The sequence below is a fragment of the Salmonella sp. FC25216 genome (genome assembly GCF_057751355.1).
Window position 1 is genome coordinate 190,638 of sequence record NZ_JBDGON010000003.1, and the last position, 19,236, is coordinate 209,873.

Annotated in this window: 16 protein-coding genes; 8 read left to right on the top strand and 8 right to left on the bottom strand. The window is 50.4% G+C overall.

Annotation, left to right across the window (positions count from 1 at the left end):
* The first annotated feature begins 38 nt into the window (after window positions 1-38).
* Window positions 39-1,067, top strand: coding sequence for an HTH-type transcriptional regulator GalR (gene galR / locus AC3G3F_RS07125; protein WP_053528691.1), 1,029 nt, complete (start codon window positions 39-41; stop codon window positions 1,065-1,067).
* A 10-nt stretch (window positions 1,068-1,077) separates the two neighbouring features.
* Window positions 1,078-2,100, top strand: coding sequence for a LacI family DNA-binding transcriptional regulator (locus tag AC3G3F_RS07130; protein ID WP_072161994.1), 1,023 nt, complete (start codon window positions 1,078-1,080; stop codon window positions 2,098-2,100).
* Between the two features lie 9 nt (window positions 2,101-2,109).
* Here the strand turns inward: AC3G3F_RS07130 and lysA are convergent, their stop codons facing one another.
* A complete protein-coding gene (gene lysA, locus AC3G3F_RS07135) occupies window positions 2,110-3,372 on the bottom strand; it encodes a diaminopimelate decarboxylase (protein WP_088733718.1) in 1,263 nt (420 codons plus the stop codon).
* Between the two features lie 117 nt (window positions 3,373-3,489).
* Between lysA and AC3G3F_RS07140 the strand changes: the two genes are divergently transcribed.
* Window positions 3,490-4,425, top strand: coding sequence for a LysR family transcriptional regulator (locus AC3G3F_RS07140; protein WP_053510912.1), 936 nt, complete (start codon window positions 3,490-3,492; stop codon window positions 4,423-4,425).
* Here the strand turns inward: AC3G3F_RS07140 and AC3G3F_RS07145 are convergent.
* From AC3G3F_RS07145 to AC3G3F_RS07170, 6 genes are all read right to left on the bottom strand, one after another.
* On the bottom strand, window positions 4,397-5,104 hold the full coding sequence (locus AC3G3F_RS07145) for an aspartate/glutamate racemase (protein WP_023249237.1): 708 nt from the start codon (window positions 5,102-5,104) through the stop codon (window positions 4,397-4,399). The genes AC3G3F_RS07140 and AC3G3F_RS07145 overlap by 29 nt on opposite strands.
* A gap of 111 nt (window positions 5,105-5,215) precedes the next feature.
* Window positions 5,216-6,634: an arabinose-proton symporter AraE gene (araE, locus tag AC3G3F_RS07150; protein ID WP_023249236.1), complete on the bottom strand. Its 1,419-nt coding sequence runs from the start codon at window positions 6,632-6,634 to the stop codon at window positions 5,216-5,218.
* Window positions 6,635-6,987: 353 nt separating this feature from the next.
* Window positions 6,988-7,749, bottom strand: coding sequence for a 2-dehydro-3-deoxy-D-gluconate 5-dehydrogenase KduD (gene kduD / locus AC3G3F_RS07155; RefSeq protein WP_023249235.1), 762 nt, complete (start codon window positions 7,747-7,749; stop codon window positions 6,988-6,990).
* 56 nt (window positions 7,750-7,805) lie between these two features.
* Window positions 7,806-8,642, bottom strand: coding sequence for a 5-dehydro-4-deoxy-D-glucuronate isomerase (kduI, locus tag AC3G3F_RS07160; RefSeq protein ID WP_023249234.1), 837 nt, complete (start codon window positions 8,640-8,642; stop codon window positions 7,806-7,808).
* Window positions 8,643-9,070: 428 nt separating this feature from the next.
* Window positions 9,071-10,249, bottom strand: a complete 1,179-nt coding sequence (locus tag AC3G3F_RS07165; RefSeq protein ID WP_053510914.1) for an acetyl-CoA C-acetyltransferase — start codon at window positions 10,247-10,249, stop codon at window positions 9,071-9,073.
* Window positions 10,250-10,371: 122 nt separating this feature from the next.
* Window positions 10,372-11,235: a LysR family transcriptional regulator gene (locus tag AC3G3F_RS07170; RefSeq protein ID WP_053510917.1), complete on the bottom strand. Its 864-nt coding sequence runs from the start codon at window positions 11,233-11,235 to the stop codon at window positions 10,372-10,374.
* A 103-nt stretch (window positions 11,236-11,338) separates the two neighbouring features.
* Here AC3G3F_RS07170 and AC3G3F_RS07175 point away from each other — a divergent pair, with 103 nt between their 5' ends.
* Both AC3G3F_RS07175 and AC3G3F_RS07180 read left to right on the top strand, forming a co-directional pair.
* Window positions 11,339-11,794, top strand: coding sequence for a multidrug/biocide efflux PACE transporter (locus AC3G3F_RS07175; RefSeq protein WP_023249231.1), 456 nt, complete (start codon window positions 11,339-11,341; stop codon window positions 11,792-11,794).
* A 141-nt stretch (window positions 11,795-11,935) separates the two neighbouring features.
* Complete coding sequence (locus AC3G3F_RS07180; RefSeq protein ID WP_079796096.1) at window positions 11,936-13,165, top strand: amino acid permease; 1,230 nt, start codon at window positions 11,936-11,938, stop codon at window positions 13,163-13,165.
* 30 nt (window positions 13,166-13,195) lie between these two features.
* On the opposite strand, the gene rcnR is transcribed toward AC3G3F_RS07180, so the two are convergent.
* A complete protein-coding gene (gene rcnR, locus AC3G3F_RS07185; protein ID WP_000019952.1) occupies window positions 13,196-13,468 on the bottom strand; it encodes a Ni(II)/Co(II)-binding transcriptional repressor RcnR in 273 nt (90 codons plus the stop codon).
* Between the two features lie 121 nt (window positions 13,469-13,589).
* On the opposite strand from rcnR, the gene AC3G3F_RS07190 reads away from it, so the two are divergent.
* The 3 genes from AC3G3F_RS07190 (at window position 13,590) to AC3G3F_RS07200 (ending at window position 19,167) form a co-directional block, all read left to right on the top strand.
* A complete protein-coding gene (locus AC3G3F_RS07190; protein ID WP_070794838.1) occupies window positions 13,590-14,435 on the top strand; it encodes a nickel/cobalt efflux protein RcnA in 846 nt (281 codons plus the stop codon).
* A gap of 429 nt (window positions 14,436-14,864) precedes the next feature.
* Window positions 14,865-15,725 (top strand): helix-turn-helix domain-containing protein, encoded by an 861-nt coding sequence (locus tag AC3G3F_RS07195; RefSeq protein WP_088733717.1) that lies wholly within the window; start codon window positions 14,865-14,867, stop codon window positions 15,723-15,725.
* Between the two features lie 640 nt (window positions 15,726-16,365).
* Window positions 16,366-19,167, top strand: coding sequence for an autotransporter outer membrane beta-barrel domain-containing protein (locus AC3G3F_RS07200; RefSeq protein ID WP_488394715.1), 2,802 nt, complete (start codon window positions 16,366-16,368; stop codon window positions 19,165-19,167).
* The last annotated feature ends 69 nt before the right edge of the window (window positions 19,168-19,236 follow it).

A 19,236-nucleotide genomic window follows, 5' to 3' on the forward strand; every position in this document is an offset into this window, starting at 1 on the left:
TGGCGTAATGTAAGCGTTTACCCACTATAGGTATTATCATGGCGACCATAAAAGATGTAGCCCGACTGGCCGGTGTTTCAGTCGCCACCGTTTCTCGCGTTATTAACGATTCGCCAAAAGCCAGCGAAGCATCCCGGCTGGCGGTGACCAGCGCAATGGAGTCCCTTAGTTATCACCCTAACGCCAACGCGCGCGCGCTGGCACAGCAGGCAACGGAAACCCTCGGTCTGGTGGTCGGCGACGTTTCCGATCCTTTTTTCGGCGCGATGGTGAAAGCCGTTGAACAAGTGGCGTATCACACCGGCAATTTTTTACTGATTGGCAACGGGTATCACAACGAACAAAAAGAGCATCAGGCTATTGAACAGTTGATTCGTCACCGTTGCGCAGCGTTAGTGGTTCACGCCAAAATGATCCCGGATGCGGACCTGGCCTCATTAATGAAGCAAATCCCCGGCATGGTGCTAATAAACCGCATTTTACCGGAGTTCGAACACCGCTGTGTCGCGCTGGATGACCGTTACGGGGCATGGCTGGCGACCCGACATCTGATCCAGCAAGGTCATACGCGTATTGGGTATATCTGTTCCAATCACACCATCTCCGATGCCGAAGATCGCCTGAAGGGCTATTACGATGCGTTGGCGGAAAGCCATATTCCGGCTAACGATCGGCTGGTGACGTTCGGCGAACCGGATGAAAGCGGCGGCGAGCAGGCGATGACTGAGTTATTAGGTCGCGGCAGAAATTTTACCGCGGTGGCCTGCTATAACGACTCGATGGCGGCTGGCGCGATGGGAGTATTAAATGATAATGGCGTGGGGGTGCCGGGCGAAGTATCGCTCATCGGTTTTGATGACGTTCTGGTCTCACGCTATGTGCGTCCCCGGCTGACCACAATTCGGTATCCGATCGTCACCATGGCGACACAGGCGGCGGAACTGGCGTTAGCGCTGGCAGGGAAATGTCCTACGCCGGAAGTGACTCATGTGTTTAGTCCGACACTAGTACGCCGACATTCGGTATCCACGCCAACGGATACCGGGCACCTGTCGACAACCGATTAATCAGGGTAGCATGATGGCGACAATGCTGGATGTTTCCCGCCATGCGGGCGTATCAAAAGCCACCGTCTCACGAGTGCTGAATGGGACCGGGCAGGTAAAAGAAAGTACGCGCCAGAAAGTGTTTACGGCGATGCAGGCGCTGGACTATCGCCCCAACCTGCTGGCGCGCTCGCTGGCGAATCGCACCAGCAACAGCATCGGTCTGGTCGTCTCTACGTTTGACGGCTTCTATTTTGGCAGTTTGTTGCGCCGGGCGTCGCGCCAGGCGGAGTCTCATAACAAGCAGTTGATCGTCACCGATGGTCACGATACGCCGGAACGGGAGCAGGAAGCCGTACAAATGTTGGCCGACAGACAGTGCGACGCTATTATTCTTTACACCCGCTATATGGATGAGCCGGCGATTTTGTCGTTGATTGACGCCACGGAAATGCCGCTGGTGATTATTAATCGCAACGTCATTCAGGCCCGCGACCGCGCTATTTTCTTTGAGCAGGAGGCGGCTGCATTCCAGGCGGTGGAATATCTGATTGCGCAGGGCCATCGCGATATCGCCTGTATTACGGTGCCTGTTCATACCCCCACCGGCACATCACGCGTAGCGGGTTATCGAAAGGCGCTGGAAAAATATGGCATTCCCTGGCAGTCGGCAAAAGTGAAATACGGCGATTACACGCTGACGCGCGGCTATGACGCCTGTCGGGAATTACTGGAGGAAGGCGTCACGTTTAGCGCGCTATTCGCCTGTAATGATGACACGGCGCTGGGCGCAGCAAAAGCGCTGCGCCATGCCGGATTACGCATCCCGCAGGATGTGTCGCTGTTTGGCTTTGACGATGCGCCGGGCGCAACCTGGCTTGAGCCGGGGCTTTCGACGGTCTATTTACCCATTGAGGATATGATCGCCACCGCGATCGATCAGGCCGTCCGCCTGGCGAACAGCGAGCCGGTCGCCCCGATCCCGCCCTTTACCGGCACGCTGATTCTGCGCGAGTCCGTCGCCGCCGGCCCGTTTTTTCAACGCCCGGCCTAATGAAGCTCTTCAGAGCATCTCCAGCGCTAACAGCTCTTCAATGGTCTGACGACGGCGGATCAGCCGCGCCTGACCGTTATCAAACAGCACTTCCGGCAGGAGCGGGCGGCTGTTGTAATTCGATGACATAGACGCGCCGTACGCGCCGGTATCGTGCAATACGAGGTAATCGCCGGGGATGACCGCAGGTAAGGGGCGCGTTTCGACCATTCCCCCTTCCTGCTGTGTAAAAACATCGCCTGATTCGCATAACGGCCCGGCTACCACCGTCTCGACCCACGGGCCGTTTTCAAGCGCGCGACCATCCGCCGCCAGAGCCGAAATACGGTGATAGCTACCGTACATCGCCGGGCGCATCAGATCGTTAAAACCAGCATCTACCAGGACGAAATGGCGGCTTCCCATCTGTTTTACGCTACGCACCTGCGTCAACAGCACACCCGATTGCGCCACCAGAAAACGTCCGGGTTCGATCTCAAGTTTGACCGCATGTCCCAGATGACGGGCGATTTGCTCGCGCGCCGCGTTCCACAGACCATAGTAATGGCGCGTATCAACGGACTCTTCTCCCTCGCGATAAGGTATCGAGAGGCCGCCGCCTGCCGAAATCGCGTCCAAATCCTGACCACATTCCAGCACCTGGCGTACCATCGCGCCACAAACCTGTTCCAGATGGCCATAATCGACGCCGGAACCAATGTGCATATGGATACCGACAAGTTTCAGTCGGTATTTCTGCATTACCGCCAGCGCCGCCGGAAGATCGCTATGCCAGATGCCGTGTTTGCTGTTTTCGCCCCCGGTGTTGGTTTTCTGGCTGTGGCCATGACCAAAGCCAGGGTTCACGCGTAGCCAGACGCGATGCCCCGGGGAAATCTGACCAAGCTGCGCCAGCATATCTACCGAGCCGGCATTGACCGGAATATGCAGTTCGCTCACGCGCGCCAGCGTGGCGGCGTCAATCACATCGGCGGTAAAAACGATATCATCAGGACGCGTTTGCGGATCGTAGCCCGCCGCCAGGGCACGTTCGATCTCCCCCAATGAAACAGAATCCACCTTTACGCCCTGCGCGCGCATTAAACGCAGGATATGAATGTTCGAACAGGCTTTTTGCGCAAAGCGCACGACGTCAAACTGCTGTAGGGCAGCTATCTGACGGCGAATAATGTGCGCATCATATACCCAGACCGGACAGCCGAATTCGGCAGGCAATCTGAGCAAATTTTCAGCGTTAAGGTCGGTTTCTGCGTAATAATTCGGCAATGACATAACAAACTCCGGAACAGGCTTTTTAACGATTACGCCATACCTTAAAAGGAATAAAAAATATCGTTTTATCGTCAGTCTATGCAAAAATGATATGGGATAAATTATTCGGGGAAACGTATGGCTGCCGTTAATTTACGTCACATTGAAATTTTTCACGCCGTAATGACCGCCGGAAATCTCACCGAAGCGGCGCGGCTGCTGCATACCTCACAGCCTACCGTCAGTCGCGAGCTGGCGCGTTTTGAGAAAGTGCTGGGATTAACGCTGTTTGAGCGCACGCGCGGACGCTTACATCCGACGGTACAAGGGCTACGCCTGTTCGAAGAGGTACAACGCTCCTGGTATGGATTGGATCGCATCGTCAGCGCGGCGGAAAGCCTGCGCGAATTCCGCCAGGGCGAGCTCTCTATCGCCTGCCTGCCGGTCTTTTCACAATCCTTTTTGCCGCCGCTGCTACCACCTTTTCTGGCGCGTTATCCGGATGTCAGCCTGAATATTGTGCCGCAGGAGTCGCCGTTGCTGGAAGAGTGGCTCTCCGCCCAGCGCCACGACTTAGGGCTGACGGAGACGCTTCATGCCCCGGCAGGAACAACCCGCACCGAGTTACTGACGCTGAATGAAGTATGCGTACTGCCCTGCGACCATCCGCTTGCCGCCAAAACCGTACTCATGCCGGACGATTTTCAGGGGGAAAACTTTATCAGCCTCTCCCGTCTGGACAGTTATCGACAGTTGTTGGATACGTTATTTGCCGAACATCAGGTGAAGCGCAGAATGGTGGTGGAAACGCATAGCGCGGCCTCCGTCTGCGCGATGGTGCGCGCCGGAGCGGGCATTTCGATCGTTAACCCGCTGACCGCGCTGGACTATGCCGCCAGCGGCGTCACCGTCCGCCGCTTTAGCATTGATGTGCCCTTTACCGTCAGTCTGATTCGCCCGCTACACCGCCCCGCCTCCGCGCTGGTTGACGCCTTCAGTAAGCATTTACAAACGCATCTTTCGCGCCTGGTCGAACCGCTGGAGGTTATTCTGGGGCCGATGACGAAAGCATAAAGGTCACGGCATCTGCGGCATGAATTGCCGTGGTATCGAAAACCGGTAGCGCGCTTTGCGCCTGGGGAACAAGCAGACCTATTTCAGTGCAGCCAAAAATAACGCCCTGCGCGCCTTGCGCCGCCAGTTGTTCGATAACCTGTAAATAATAGTGGCGCGACGCGTCAGTGAATTTCCCCTGACAGAGCTCGTCAAAAATCACCTGATTGATTCGCGCCCGATCGTCCGCCTCCGGCACCATGGTCTCAATCGCAAATTGCTGTTCCAGCCGCCCGCGATAAAAATCCTGCTCCATCGTATAGCGAGTCCCTAATAGCGCCACTCGACGCAACCCCTGACGGACAATGGCTCGCCCGGTAGCATCCGCGATGTGTAAGAAAGGCAGAGCACAACGAGATTCAATAATGTGCGCGATTTTATGCATGGTATTAGTACATAACACAATGCCTTCTGCCCCCGCCTGTTGTAACCCCTGCGCGGCCTGCGCCAGAATATCGCCCGCTTTATCCCATTCACCGCGGCGTTGACATATTTCAATATCGTGAAAATCTACGCTATGCAGCAGTAAGCTCGCCGAGTGCAGGCCTCCCAACTGCTGTTTAATACCTTCATTGATTAGACGGTAATAAGGAATAGTCGATTCCCAGCTCATACCACCCAACAGCCCGATCGTTTTCACTGCGCTCTCCTTTTTTAAAACATTATGGCAGTGAAGCAAACTTACACATCCGTTTCCAGTCTGTTTTTCATCATACCGGATAACAGGCGTCATCCGGCATGGGAGGGGTGATTACACGCCAATATTTTTTAGCTTCTCGCCCGCCATCAGCTTGCGTTCGATGTGCTCCAGGGTGACATTTTTGGTTTCCGGGATCAGCCAGAAAGTGATGCCGATAAAAGCGATATTCAGCGAGGTGTAGAGCCAGAACGTACCTGCCGCGCCAATGCTGTCCAACAGGGTCAGGAATGTCGCGCCGATGATCATGTTCGATACCCAGTTTGTCGTGGTTGAACAGGTAATGCCAAAGTCACGACATTTCAGCGGCTGAATTTCCGAACACAGTATCCACACTACCGGAGCGGCGCTCATCGCGTAACCGGCGATACACATCATCGTCATCCCAACGGAAAGCCAGGAGAGACCGCTTGATGCCGTACCGTTATCAAACTGCATCAGGCAGTAGCCCAACACCAATGTCCCTAACGCCATTACGCTGAAACCGATTTTTAACGCCGGTTTACGTCCGGCTTTATCTACCGTAAAGACGGCGATAAAAGTCGCGAACATAAAGGTCAGTCCAACCACCAGCGTGGCGATCATTTGCTGTTCCGTGGTGGTAAAGCCAGCCATTTTAAAAATGCGCGGCGCATAGTACATAATGATGTTCATGCCGGTGAACTGCTGCATTGCCTGTAGCAGCATACCAAGGAACACGGCGCGGCGAACATTGCGGTTAGCTTTAAATAATGCCCACCCACCCTGCTTGAGTTTGAGGCTTTCCCGAATCTCATTCAGTTCATCACGGGCTTTTTCCGAGGTATCACGCAGCATACGCAGCACCTCTTCCGCTTCGATATGGCGACCTTTTTGCGCCAGCCAGCGCGGACTATTCGGCAGGAATACCACCAGAATAATGAGCAACACCGCAGGCAGCGCCAGCACGCCCAACATCGCGCGCCAGTTGCCGCTGTAGCTGAATGCCGTATCGGATAAAAAAGCCAGCACAATGCCTAACGTCACCATCAGTTGATACATACTGATCATTTTGCCGCGAACATTTTCACTTGCCATTTCAGAGAGATAAAGCGGCGCGGTATAGGACGCAATCCCTACCGCTACGCCCAGTATCACGCGGGCGCCAATCAATACTTCTACGCTGGAAGCAAACGCCGATCCCAGCGAGCCGAGCACAAACAAAATCGCGCCGGCCATCAGGCTATACTTACGCCCAAGCCGGAATGAAAGCCAGCCGTTAAATAATGCGCCAATTGCCGCGCCAAGCATCATACTGCTGACGACCCATTCCTGCAGCCGGCTGGTCAGCACAAAATGGTCGGTAATAAAAGGCAGCGCCCCGGCGATAACGCCGATATCCAGACCAAATAACAGTCCCGCGACCGCCGCAGAAACCGAAACAAACCTATTCATACGTCGTGTGTCGCGAAGCGAACGCGGCGTTAAAGCAGAGTCATGATTAATAGAGACCATATTTTCCTGCCACAACAGAGTAAGACATAGCCTGAAATTACGGGATACTCTTCCTCAAGTGTCAGGCTGGAAACGGCATAAATATGGATTAAATGGCTACGCTATAGCGATATGTGATGGATATTACACTTTTAAAACTTAACGCCATTTTAAGATATTTTTTTAACCCACTAATATTTCAATGAATTAAAGCATTGGTCATGGCTATTATTTAACGACATATGGATTAAGTTAAATCCACAATATGGACTATGTTAATGAGATTATAAAAAACCCTGCGCGAGGACAGGGTCTTGTCAGTTTTTTTCGGTCAAAGAGTCAATTTTCCCAGAAACTCATTTGCCGTTAGCGATTTAACGCGCCAGCCAACCGCCATCTACCGCTACGGTATAGCCGTTAATATAATCAGCGGCGCTGGATGCCAGGAAAACTACAGGGCCCATTAAATCGCCCGGAAGTCCCCAACGTCCAGCCGGAATACGGTCGAGAATTTCGGCGCTACGTTGTTCATCAGCGCGTAATTGCTGGGTATTATTGGTAGCCATATAGCCCGGCGCGATAGCATTCACATTGATATTGTGTTTCGCCCACTCGTTCGCCATCAGGCGCGTTATTCCCATTACGCCGCTTTTCGACGCGGTATAAGACGGAACGCGAATACCGCCCTGGAAGGAGAGCATAGAGGCGATATTAATAATTTTGCCGCCGTTGCCCTGGGCAATAAAATGTTTTGCCGCCGCCTGAGACATAAAGAACACGCTCTTGATATTCAGGTTCATGACGTCATCCCAGTCTTTTTCCGTGAAATCAATCGCATCTTCACGACGGATCAAGCCCGCGTTATTCACCAGAATATCAATATGACCGTATTCCGCTACCGCCCGTTCCAGGAGCGCCGGAATACCATCGATTTGACGCAGATCGGCCGTCAGGCTTAAAAAACGACGTCCCAGAGCGGTAACGCGCGCAATGGTTTCCGTCGGTTCAACGATATTAATACCGACGATGTCACAGCCCGCTTCCGCCAGTCCTAAAGCCATACCCTGACCCAGCCCGGTATCGCAACCTGTAACAACCGCAACTTTACCTTCAAGAGAGAATGCATTCAAAATCATTGTTAATCCTTACTTTTGTCATGCCTGTCACGGACAGGCGTTATCACCGGTCGCGACTAGCGCAGATCTTTTACCGCAACGTGATCCATGTCATCGAAGACCTGGTTTTCCCCCACCATGCCCCAAATAAACGTATAGGCTTTGGTGCCAACGCCGGAATGTATTGACCAGCTTGGAGAAATAACCGCCTGTTCATTACGCATCACAATATGACGAGTTTCCTGAGGTTGCCCCATCATATGGAAGACGCAACTGTCTTCTTCCATGTTGAAATAGAGGTAAACCTCCATACGGCGTTCATGGGTATGACATGGCATGGTGTTCCATAGATTGCCGGGCGCCAGTTCGGTGAGTCCCATACTGAGCTGACAGGTTTCCAGTACATCCGGAACGAAGTATTTATTGATAGTGCGACGGTTACTGGTGAGGTTATCGCCTAAGGTGACAGGTGCAACGTCGGCAGGCGTCACTTTTTTCGTCGGATAAGCGGTATGCGCTGGCGCGCAGTTGTAATAAAACTTCGCCGGTCTGCTCGCCTCATTGCTGACGAAAACCAGCTCTTTCGCCCCTTTGCCAATATACAGAGCATCGCGATGACCAATGTCATGGCGCTGCCCGTCAACGATAATGACGCCCGCGCCGCCAATATTAATGACGCCCAGTTCGCGGCGGTCCAGTAATCGGGAGACGCCAAGCTGTTTACCCACTTCCCCGCCGATTTCGACGGTATGACTGACGGGCATAATGCCGCCGACAATAATGCGGTCGATATGGCTGTAGACCATCGTATATTCATCAGCGACAAAAATGTTTTCTATCAAAAACTCGCGTCGCAGCGCCTGAGTGTCCAGCGTTTTAGCGTGCTCGCTATGGATACTTTGCCTTACGTCCACCTTCCCCTCCATTAATAAATCGATCGCGACGACATAAAATCAAAACATCGTTTTGATTTATTTAACGGCATCATAGTCGCCTGGATAAAGGTTTTCAACAATAAATAAAACATCGTTTCATTTTTGCAGTTGGTTATTTTTGAAACTGCCGTAGCGATCACGATCGGCGCTAAAACTTACGCCCTTCTCTGATTTTCAGACCTGCGTGTCAGACGCTGTATGAGGTGACTCAGATAAAAATTAGCGCTTGTTTGAGAAATGGGTCTGATGTGCGAAATGAACTAAAGGTGATACGTGTCTGTAACGTCCGCGGCAAGACGTTCTGCGCTACAACGAAATAGGCGTTTCTGTAACTGGCTTTGCCCTCTTGATGGAGGGCTTTTTTATGACAGGAGTACTGAAGAAGGAAAAGGATGGCTAACGCAGGATCAGTCGCGTTCAATAGTCAAAGCGACCCCCTGACCACCGCCTATACAAAGCGTCGCCAGGCCTTTTCGCGCGTCGCGTTTAACCATTTCATGCACCAGTGAAACCAGAATTCGACAACCGGAAGCGCCAATAGGATGCCCCAGCGCAATCGCGCCTCCGTTAACGTTTACCCGTCGCTCATCCCATTCCAGCATTTTTCCTACCGACAGCGCCTGAGCGGCAAACGCTTCGTTGGCTTCGATAAGATCGACCTCCGCCAGTTGCCAGCCGGCACGCTCCAGACAGCGTCGGGTAGCATATACCGGCGCAATCCCCATTAGCGCAGGATCGACGCCGACGCTGGCAAACGCGCGGATGCGCGCCAGCACCGGCAGCCCCAGCGCCAGGGCTTTCGTCTCGCTCATCATCATCACCGCAGCGGCACCATCGTTGATTGAGGAGGCATTACCCGCCGTCACCGAACCCAGGCTATCAAACGCCGGATGCAGCAGGGCTAACCCTTCCGCGCTGGCATCGGCCCGCGGTTGTTCATCCGTATCGACAATCATAGCCTGCCCGTTACGTTGCGTGACGATGGGGACAATCTCATCTTTAAAACGTCCGGTATTAATCGCGGCCCTGGCCTTTTGCTGCGAGCTGAGCGCATAAGCATCCTGTAATTCACGGCTGATGCCATATTCCCGCGCCAGGTTTTCTGCCGTCACGCCAATGTGATAATCGTTGAAGGCATCCCATAAACCATCATGTACCAGACTATCCACCAGATTGTCGGCATCAGGCAGCGCGCCAGTACGGCTGTCATTGAGGACATGCGGCGCACGGCTCATATTCTCCTGCCCGCCCGCGATAACAATGTCCGCTTCGCCGCACTGAATAGCCTGCGTCGCCAGGTGCAACGCTTTTAAACCGGAACCACAAACGTCATTAATGGTAATAGCGGAAACGGTAGTAGGCAGTCCTCCTTTGATGGCTGACTGGCGTGCCGGATTCTGCCCGGCGCCAGCCGTCAGCACCTGACCGAGGATGACCTCATCGATAGCATTAGCGTCCACGCCGGTGCGCTCAATTAACGCTTTTACGACCATGCTCCCCAACTCGACGGCGGAATGACGGGCCAGCGTTCCCTGAAAACAGCCGATGGGTGTCCGTAAGGCCCCCACGATCACAACCTCTTTCATTACCACCTCAGCGCAAAATGACACCGCCATAGTAGAGCATTGTTAAAATTAGTTATCTTGATTGTTTAAAAAAGGTGAGTTTTATCACAAAGGAAATGACGCTAATTTGACGGTGGCGTAGCTTATTTCTGCTGCAGATGATAGCGAAGCCAGTTCCCCGCCGTTCCGGGCGGCGTCTTCTTGTTCCATAGCAAATCAATAGCAATCGCCCTCGGCCAGCCAGGAACATCCAGTTGCGTCAGCGGTTTTTCCGCCGCAAACTCCTCCACCAGCGCACAGGGCAACACACACCAGCCAAATCCCTGAGCCGCCATGCTCAACAGTAATAAATAGTTTGGCGCTGACCAGGCCGGGCCGCGCGTAATGTTGGTGTTAGATTCAAGGTAGGTATTCAGACGCAGCTCGCGCCAGGTATGCAGTTGCTCCCATTGTAGGTTCGTCTGTAATGCCAACGGATGGGTGGTCGCCACATAAACCCCCATCCAGCTTTGAACAGGCAGACGCGTCGCGCCAATGTCTGTGGGATAGTCATCACGCGCTTCAATCAGTCCTATCTGGGCGCGCCCTTTTTGCAACAGGTCGATGACATCATCATTTTCTCCGATCAAGCATTCAAAGCCGGTATGCGGGAATTGACGATCAAACTGCGCCATTAACTCTTCCAGGCTGTCTGGATGCAGGGTATCAGAGAGAACGAACGTGAGTCTCGCCTCCGTCTCGCCGGATAACGCCAGCGCCACCTCATCCAGACGGTCGCTCGCCGATAAAATAGCCTGAACATAGCTAAGTACCCGTTTTCCTTCTTCGGTCAGAACGGGCTGGCGCGATGAACGATTAAATAATGAAAATCCCAGATCCGCCTCCAGATGCGCAATGGCGGTACTAATGGTGGACTGGCTTTTACGCAAGCGGCGCGCCGCCGCAGAAAACGAACCGCAAGAGACGGTCTCAACAAATGCCATTAATGCTTCAGGGGAATAACGCATAACCTATCTACTTTATCGATGGATATTATCTTTTATGTATCATATTAAACGATAAAATAGCTGAAATTTTTTTAGTCTGGTGAAGAGTAAGGTTTTTTCGTTTATGCAACATGACGCAATACAACGTCGCTCGCTGCCGGAGCGTATTTTCCATGCTGTCTGTTTTGAAGGTATCGCGACTGCGATACTGGCGCCTGCTACCGCCTGGCTAATGCAGCGCTCGGTACTGGAGATGGGCGGCCTGACGATATTGCTGGCAACGACGGCCATGATCTGGAATATCATTTATAACGTTCTGTTTGATCGGCTGTGGCCGACGCACCGGGTGAGACGAACCGCCAAAGTCCGCGCGTTCCATGCGTTAGGGTTTGAAAGCGGGTTTATCGTCATCGGCGTGAGTATCGTCGCCTGGGTACTGAACGTCAGCCTGCTACAGGCATTCACTCTGGAAATTAGTTTCTTCTTGTTCTTTTTGCCGTACACGATGCTGTACAACTGGGCATATGATGTTTTACGCCAGCGAATAGTGACTCGCCGCCAACAACACGTTAGTGCATGATATTGCTCTTTTTTGCCGGGATCGCAACGGTTCCGGCGCCCTTACTCCGCGACATCTACCTGCTTAAAACGCCCCCAACTGACGCTATTTATGGTAAATTACGCTTCTTTTTGTGTGTTTTATAGTTGATAAATTCAAATAATGTCTAAAATTTGGTCAAAAGATGAGACTCTCTGGAGTTTTGCATTATACGGAACGGCTGTAGGCGCAGGCACCCTTTTCCTTCCCATCCAGTTGGGATCAGCAGGCGCAATCGTGCTATTTATTACCGCGCTGGTCGCCTGGCCTCTAACATACTGGCCACATAAGGCGCTGTGTCAGTTTATTCTTTCTTCAAAGACTTCTGCAAGTGAGGGAATTACTGGTGCCGTTACTCATTATTACGGCAAGAAAATCGGCAGTATTATCACCGCGCTTTATTTCATTGCGTTTTTTGTCGTGGTATTAATTTATGCTGTGGCTATTACCAACTCCCTGACAGAGCAATTAGCGAAGCATATTCAGATAGATATTCGCATCCGGATGTTAGTTAGCTTCGGCGTAGTACTTATCCTGAATATGATTTTTTTAATGGGAAGACATGTCACTATTCGCGTAATGGGCTTTTTGGTCTTTCCGCTTATCGCTTACTTCTTGTTTCTTTCGCTATACTTAACCGGAAGCTGGCAACCCTCGTTACTGACCGGGCAAATGTCTTTTGATAGTCACACGCTGCACCAGGTATGGATTTCTATTCCGGTGATGGTTTTTGCTTTTAGCCATACGCCCATTATTTCGACGTTTGCCATCGACAGACGGGAAAATTTTGGCGAGCAGGCCATGGGTAAATGCAAAAAGATCATGAAGGTCGCCTACCTGATTATCTGCCTGAGCGTGCTGTTCTTTGTCTTTAGCTGCCTGCTCTCCATTCCGCCATCATACATTGAAGACGCTCGCAACGAAGGTGTTACCATCCTTTCCGCGCTCTCGATGATGCCCAATGCGCCGGCCTGGCTCTCTATTTCCGGTATTATCGTTGCCGTCGTGGCCATGTCGAAATCTTTCCTCGGCACCTATTTCGGCGTCATTGAGGGCGCAACCGAAATGGTAAGAACCACCTTACAGCAGGTCGGCGTGAAAAAAAGCAGGGCGTTCAATCGCGCACTGTCTATCATGCTGGTTTCCGGGATTACGTTTATTATTTGCTGTATTAACCCGAACGCCATTTCAATGATTTATGCCATTAGCGGCCCGCTCATTGCGATGATCCTATTTATTATGCCCACATTGTCAACGTACCTGATACCGGCATTAAAACCCTATCGTTCAGTAGGTAATTTCATTACGTTGGTAGTCGGTTTACTTTGCGTATCGGTGATGTTTTTCGGCTAAAGGAGAAGATAGCCGGGATATGACTCCCGGCTATTTTATATAAGAATCCAGCACCTTTAATATTACGTCCAGATCTTCTTCACGTCTGGCTTCATCCCCCTGATGGACGATATGCTCGGTCAGATGCCCTTTAATCACCTCGCGCATTAACCCATTTACCGCACCGCGAATCGCAGCGATCTGCTGTAAAACAGCCGCGCATTCATGCGGTTCATCCAGCATTTTTTTTAGCGCTATCACCTGCCCCTGAATCTTGCTGGTTCTGGCTTTAAGCTTTTGTTTGTCCCGGATGGTATGTGACATTACTACACCTTATTAACATTAATAAATACAAATTATAGCATTACGATGCTACTGGGGGGTAGTATTACATACTGGGGGGGAGTAGAATAACGACCACATAAAACAACTAAGAATCATTCTCATGGGTGAATTTTCAACACTTCTTCAGCAAGGAAACGGCTGGTTCTTCATTCCCAGCGCCATTTTATTAGGCATTTTGCATGGGCTTGAACCCGGGCATTCCAAAACCATGATGGCGGCCTTTATCATTGCCATAAAAGGCACGGTTAAACAGGCAGTTATGCTCGGCCTGGCGGCAACGCTTTCTCACACAGGGATCGTCTGGTTAATCGCGCTGGGTGGGATGTATCTTAGCCGGGCCTTCACCGCTGAATCAGTGGAACCATGGCTGCAGTTGATTTCCGCGATCATTATTCTGAGCACCGCGTGCTGGATGTTCTGGCGGACATGGCGAGGCGAGCAGCAGTGGCTGGCGGGAAATCACCATGACCACGACCACGACCACGACCACGACCACGACCACGACCACGACCACGACCACGACCATCATGGTCACATACATCCGGAAGGCGCAATGTCAAAAGCGTATCAGGATGCCCATGAACGCGCCCATGCTGCCGATATTCAACGCCGTTTTCATGGTCAAAAAGTGACAAATGGACAGATCCTGCTGTTCGGCCTGACCGGAGGGCTTATCCCCTGTCCGGCTGCGATCACTGTTTTACTGATTTGTATCCAGCTTAACGCGTTTACGCTGGGCGCCACGATGGTGCTGTGCTTTAGTCTTGGCCTGGCATTAACGCTGGTGACGGTAGGCGTTGGCGCGGCGATAAGCGTTCAACAGGCAGCAAAGCGCTGGAGTGGTTTTACGACGCTCGCCCGGCGGGCCCCCTATTTTTCGAGCGTTCTGATTGGTCTGGTCGGTCTGTATATGGGGTTTCATGGCTATACCGGGATTATGCAGTAAATACGTAACGCTTCTGCTCAGGTCTTATCATTATTCTGGCGTCTTTTCGCGTCGCTCCTGCGGATTGCTGTTTACCTTCGATCTTGCCGGGTCATTTTCCCGGACATGCAGATAGCATCAGTTTACGTATTTGGGATTAACCCGTGTGTTGCATCGTCGATGTTAACGGGGGCGGGAAAAAGCGAAAGAAAGATCGATACCCATTTTTATCAACCTAAAAAGGAGCTCCCCCCGCTGGGTTTTCAGTCGCTGGGGCAGTATCGTTTCTGACCTTTCAACTTCATCATACTGCCCCTATAACCCGAGCAGTAAGAATTTGCGTGTTAATGCGTGTGTTTCTACAGTCAGAGCAACCTGTCTCCGGCTTTTTGCACAAAATGAGCATACTGTATAAGATTTTTCCGCTAATATGGCAGGCGTCAACGGGAGATGAGCTATGAAAAAAAAATAGTGCAGCATTTTGTAAGATGGATTGAGGATCACATTGAAGAGGATAAAACAATTGATGATTTAGTTAATTATACCGGATACAGTCGCAGAGCGGTCCAACTAATGTTTAAAAAGGAATTTGGTTTACCGGTCGGGACTTATATGCGGCAGAGAAAAATGTGCCGGGCGGCAACACTTCTACGCTTGACAAAACTCAGCGTTATTGAAATTGCCCACCGAGTTCATTTTGGCGGCGCACAAAACTTTGGCAGGGCATTTAAGCGTACATTTAATATGACCCCGACAGAGTACAGAAATTTACCCTCATGGGATTTATCTTTCCTCGTATCAGCTATTAATTTTGATAACTGCTGGCACGTTGATAGCTGTATAATCGAGCGTTCCGGAATATATGTTAGTGGCGACGAATGTTTCTATCAGCAAAAATTTTTGCGTACTCCAACATTAGAATCAAAAAGAAATAGACTAAAGAAAATACGGTATTATTCCGAATTATATAAAACTGACATTGTTATTGCGTCAAATTTTTTACCACCGAGAAATCGATATTCAGCTATTCGTGATGTTATTGATATTACTATGTTATCGGGTGTCGAAGTAGAGAAAAAATCTGCAAAACATGATACTTTCTACATAGAAGGCGGACGTTATATTAAATTTGTATTTAATGGCAAGTGGAGCGATTATTCAAAATTTAGCCACTATATTTATATGAATATTTTACCAAAAACAAAACTACACCGACGGAGTGGCGCAGATATAGAACTCTTTCATTATACAATCAATTTCTATGATGATGATCCAGAGTTTATATGTGATTATTTTATCCCAGTAGATTAACTAGCAGTTCAAGTCTATGTTAGAGAAAACTTTAGCTCAGGGAATATATAATTAAACCTTTTGTCATCATGTGAGTAGTCTTCATCATAAAAATGACAACTAAAAAAATAAACCTTAACAATAATAATGTAATTACATGATATGTGAGCGACCTGCTATCTGAAATGGTCGCGACCGTTTCGAAGAAACACGGTGTAAGACTACAGATGCGTTCTCTGCTGCACCCTATAACGAAACTAATGGAATAATCAATGAATACAAACGGCTTCAGTTTCGAAGGATTTACTAGCTTTACCGGTATGCTGACGGTTTGGTTTATGACCTGGTATATGACTAACGGGTTACAAAACTATTACTCATCGTATTTTTCATCATTTTTTATTTCATAGCGCTTAATGATTCAGGATAATTTTATGCAAAATAGTTTTTTCTGGTATGGTTAATACGCTTTGTAAATTTCACTCTAAAAACATAACCATATGAATTTATCAGCATAGAGGAGATGTTTTGATACACATAGTAATTTAGAGTTTACCTCCATTTCGTATTATGCCAAGTATAACCTTTTATTATTACTGATTTTCGTACATTAGTAATATTTTTTAGCAAGACATTCGTCATAAATAAGGCTTTAGAACTTGTGAAATTAAATTTTTTTGGTTTTATCTCCAGTGCTCTGTATTACCACACAGCAGTATTTGCCGCGGATTACAATCACAACATCATAGACTATCATCAAATATTGACCAACGGCGACTCTGTTACAGACACTACGGTTGTGTCATCCGGTCGGCTTACTCTCGATAATGGTGCCAGAAGTAATGGTATAAATATTGAGTCTGGTGGTATTATGGAGGTAAATAAAAACGCGACAGATGAGTCATCCATTATCCATACAGGTGGAATTCAGTATGTCGATGGTTTTACATTAAATACAACCATTTCCGGCGAGCAAAAAATATCAGGATTGGTAGAAGGCACTCTTATTAAAGGTGGATATCAGTCTGTTTATGGTTCAGGGCAGGCAATAAATACAACATTAAGTAATAGTGGAGTTCAATATGTATCCGGCATTGCTAAAAATACGATAATCGAGTCCGGACAGCAATATATTCAGTCTGGAGGCAAAGCCAGTGATACCACTATTAACAATGGAGGTATTCAGAATGTGGAGGGCGGTTCTGTCACGGACTCGATCATTAATGATGGGGGTACCCAGAATGTGACTGGCGGTTCTGTCACAAACACGATCATTAATGATGGGGGCACCCAGAATGTGACTGGCGGTTCTGTCACAAACACGATTATTAATGATGGGGGCACCCAGAATGTGACTGGCGGTTCTGTCACGGACACAACCATCAATCACTACGGGGAGCTATACGCACATGGCGGATCTGTATCGAATACCGTCATTAATGGCGGACGCCTTGATGCTGCGAACTTATCAACCGTTATTAAAAACACCGTTGTGAATAATGGTGGGCATTTCGAAGTATTAAATGGAAATATCACTGATACCACTATTAATAACGGTTCTCAGAATATACGCGGGAACACCTTAATTTCCGGTACCGTCATTAATAATGGTGGGCGCCTGACCGTATTTGATAATTCTGTAGCCACTGATACCACTGTTACTCACGGAGGAGCCGTGTATGTATATAGCGGAACGGTAAATAATGTGGACGTATCAGGTCAGGATGCCGGGCTCTACCTTGAACCTGCAAGGAACAACATGAAGCCTGTTATTACAGGAGACATCACCATTTCGGACAAAGGACGGATTGTTTTAAGTTACGGCGCGGACTCATCCGGCGCAGATATGACGGTGAGTAATGATGCCAGCCTGCAGTTAAACAATGCTGGCGCGTGTACCACAAACTGTCTGTACACTCTGAACAGCCTGGCCCTGTCAGGAGGCAGTGTTGCGCTTTATAACACCCCTCCGGGTGCCTCCACAGGCTGGAATACACTGAATTTATCCAGTCTGTCCGGTAATGGCGATTTTTATATGCACACAGAGGTGGCCAGTGGTAAAGGAGATCTTTTGAACATAACCGGAAATGCGACAGGTTCGTTTCGGTTGTTTGTTCAGGACTCCGGAGTCAGTCCGACTTCAGATGACAGCCTGTTGCTGGTCAAAACAGGAGGAGGTGATGCTGTTTTCACCCTCGGAAATAAAGGAGGGCTCGTTGAACTGGGCACATGGGAATACAGACTGAAAGAAAATAATAGCGGAAGCTGGTTACTCAGCCCGGATCTGAGACCAGCCCCACAGCCAGACCCGCTGCCACAGCCAGACCCGCTGCCGCAGCCTGACCCGGTGCCGCAGCCTGACCCGGTGCCGCAGCCAGACCCGGCGCCGCAGCCTGACCCCGCGCCGCAGCCTGACCCGGCGCCACAGCCAGACCCGGTGCCACAGCCTGACCCCGCGCCGCAGCCAGACCCCGCGCCGCAGCCTGACCCGGCGCCGCAGCCTGACCCGCTGCCGCAGCCAGAATTACCGGCTGAGAATATAAAACGGCGTATTTCGGCATCAACTGCAGCGGTTTTAAATATGGCAGCAGTACAGCCGCTGGTATTTGATGCTGAACTGGAAAGTGTACGGGAGCGTTTGCAAGCCAGAAAAATGGCCGGGCGTGACGACCCATTATGGATGACGCAGTACAATACCCGGAATAACGTCTCCACCTCTGCGGGAGCCGAGTTTAAGCAAACGCTTGGCGGTCTGATCATGGGCATTGATCGCCTTTCACAGTATGAAAAGAGTTCGGGTACGCTGGGGGCATTTTTCAGCTATTCACACTCGAATATTGGCTTTTCGCGCGGTGGCGAAGGTTACGTGGACAGCTATTCCTTCGGCGCTTACGCTGGATTACAGCACGAAAGCGGTTTTTATCTGGATAGCATCGCGAAGGCCAATCTTTTCGACAATAACGTTAAGGGGCGAATGAATAACGGAGGCGCTGCGGATGGTGATTATCGTACCTGGGGCATTGGGGCTCACCTGGAAAGCGGGATACGATTAAGCAACAATAACTGGAGTGCGACACCATATATGGCATTTACCGGTTTTACGGGCAGCGCCCGGAAATATGCCCTTTCTAATGGTATGCAGGCTGACGTGGATACTACGCGTATGCTAAGAGCAGAGGCTGGCCTGGGTATGGATTATCGCCTGATACTGAGCAATGGGGGTGAACTACAGCCATGGCTGAAAATTTCTGCACGACAGGAGTTGGCTAATAATAATCAGGTGACTATCAATAACAGGGACCGTTTTAATAATGATCTGTCCGGCATGAGAGGTGTATTTCAGACTGGGGTACATGCCAAAATTACGGATAATCTGACAGGGCATCTGAGCGCCGGTTACGGGGATGGGGCCGGAGTACAATCCCCCTGGCGGGCGACGGTAGGCATGTCATGGTCGTTCTGAGATGCTACACGGGGCGGCATGCTGCCCGCCCCGCCGCATAATACGGGCCCCCACCAGACACGTTACCTC

Excerpts from the sequence above, each read along its gene's own strand:
- AC3G3F_RS07180 (WP_079796096.1), top strand. The coding sequence starts at position 11,936 with ATGTCTAAAATTTGGTCAAAAGATGAGACTCTCTGGAGTTTTGCATTA.
- AC3G3F_RS07130 (WP_072161994.1), top strand. The coding sequence starts at position 1,078 with ATGATGGCGACAATGCTGGATGTTTCCCGCCATGCGGGCGTATCAAAA.
- AC3G3F_RS07165 (WP_053510914.1), bottom strand. The coding sequence starts at position 10,249 with ATGAAAGAGGTTGTGATCGTGGGGGCCTTACGGACACCCATCGGCTGT.
- AC3G3F_RS07195 (WP_088733717.1), top strand. The coding sequence starts at position 14,865 with ATGAGCTATGAAAAAAAAATAGTGCAGCATTTTGTAAGATGGATTGAG.
- kduD (WP_023249235.1), bottom strand. The coding sequence starts at position 7,749 with ATGATTTTGAATGCATTCTCTCTTGAAGGTAAAGTTGCGGTTGTTACA.
- AC3G3F_RS07170 (WP_053510917.1), bottom strand. The coding sequence starts at position 11,235 with ATGCGTTATTCCCCTGAAGCATTAATGGCATTTGTTGAGACCGTCTCT.
- AC3G3F_RS07140 (WP_053510912.1), top strand. The coding sequence starts at position 3,490 with ATGGCTGCCGTTAATTTACGTCACATTGAAATTTTTCACGCCGTAATG.
- galR (WP_053528691.1), top strand. The coding sequence starts at position 39 with ATGGCGACCATAAAAGATGTAGCCCGACTGGCCGGTGTTTCAGTCGCC.
- AC3G3F_RS07190 (WP_070794838.1), top strand. The coding sequence starts at position 13,590 with ATGGGTGAATTTTCAACACTTCTTCAGCAAGGAAACGGCTGGTTCTTC.
- lysA (WP_088733718.1), bottom strand. The coding sequence starts at position 3,372 with ATGTCATTGCCGAATTATTACGCAGAAACCGACCTTAACGCTGAAAAT.
- rcnR (WP_000019952.1), bottom strand. The coding sequence starts at position 13,468 with ATGTCACATACCATCCGGGACAAACAAAAGCTTAAAGCCAGAACCAGC.
- araE (WP_023249236.1), bottom strand. The coding sequence starts at position 6,634 with ATGGTCTCTATTAATCATGACTCTGCTTTAACGCCGCGTTCGCTTCGC.
- AC3G3F_RS07175 (WP_023249231.1), top strand. The coding sequence starts at position 11,339 with ATGCAACATGACGCAATACAACGTCGCTCGCTGCCGGAGCGTATTTTC.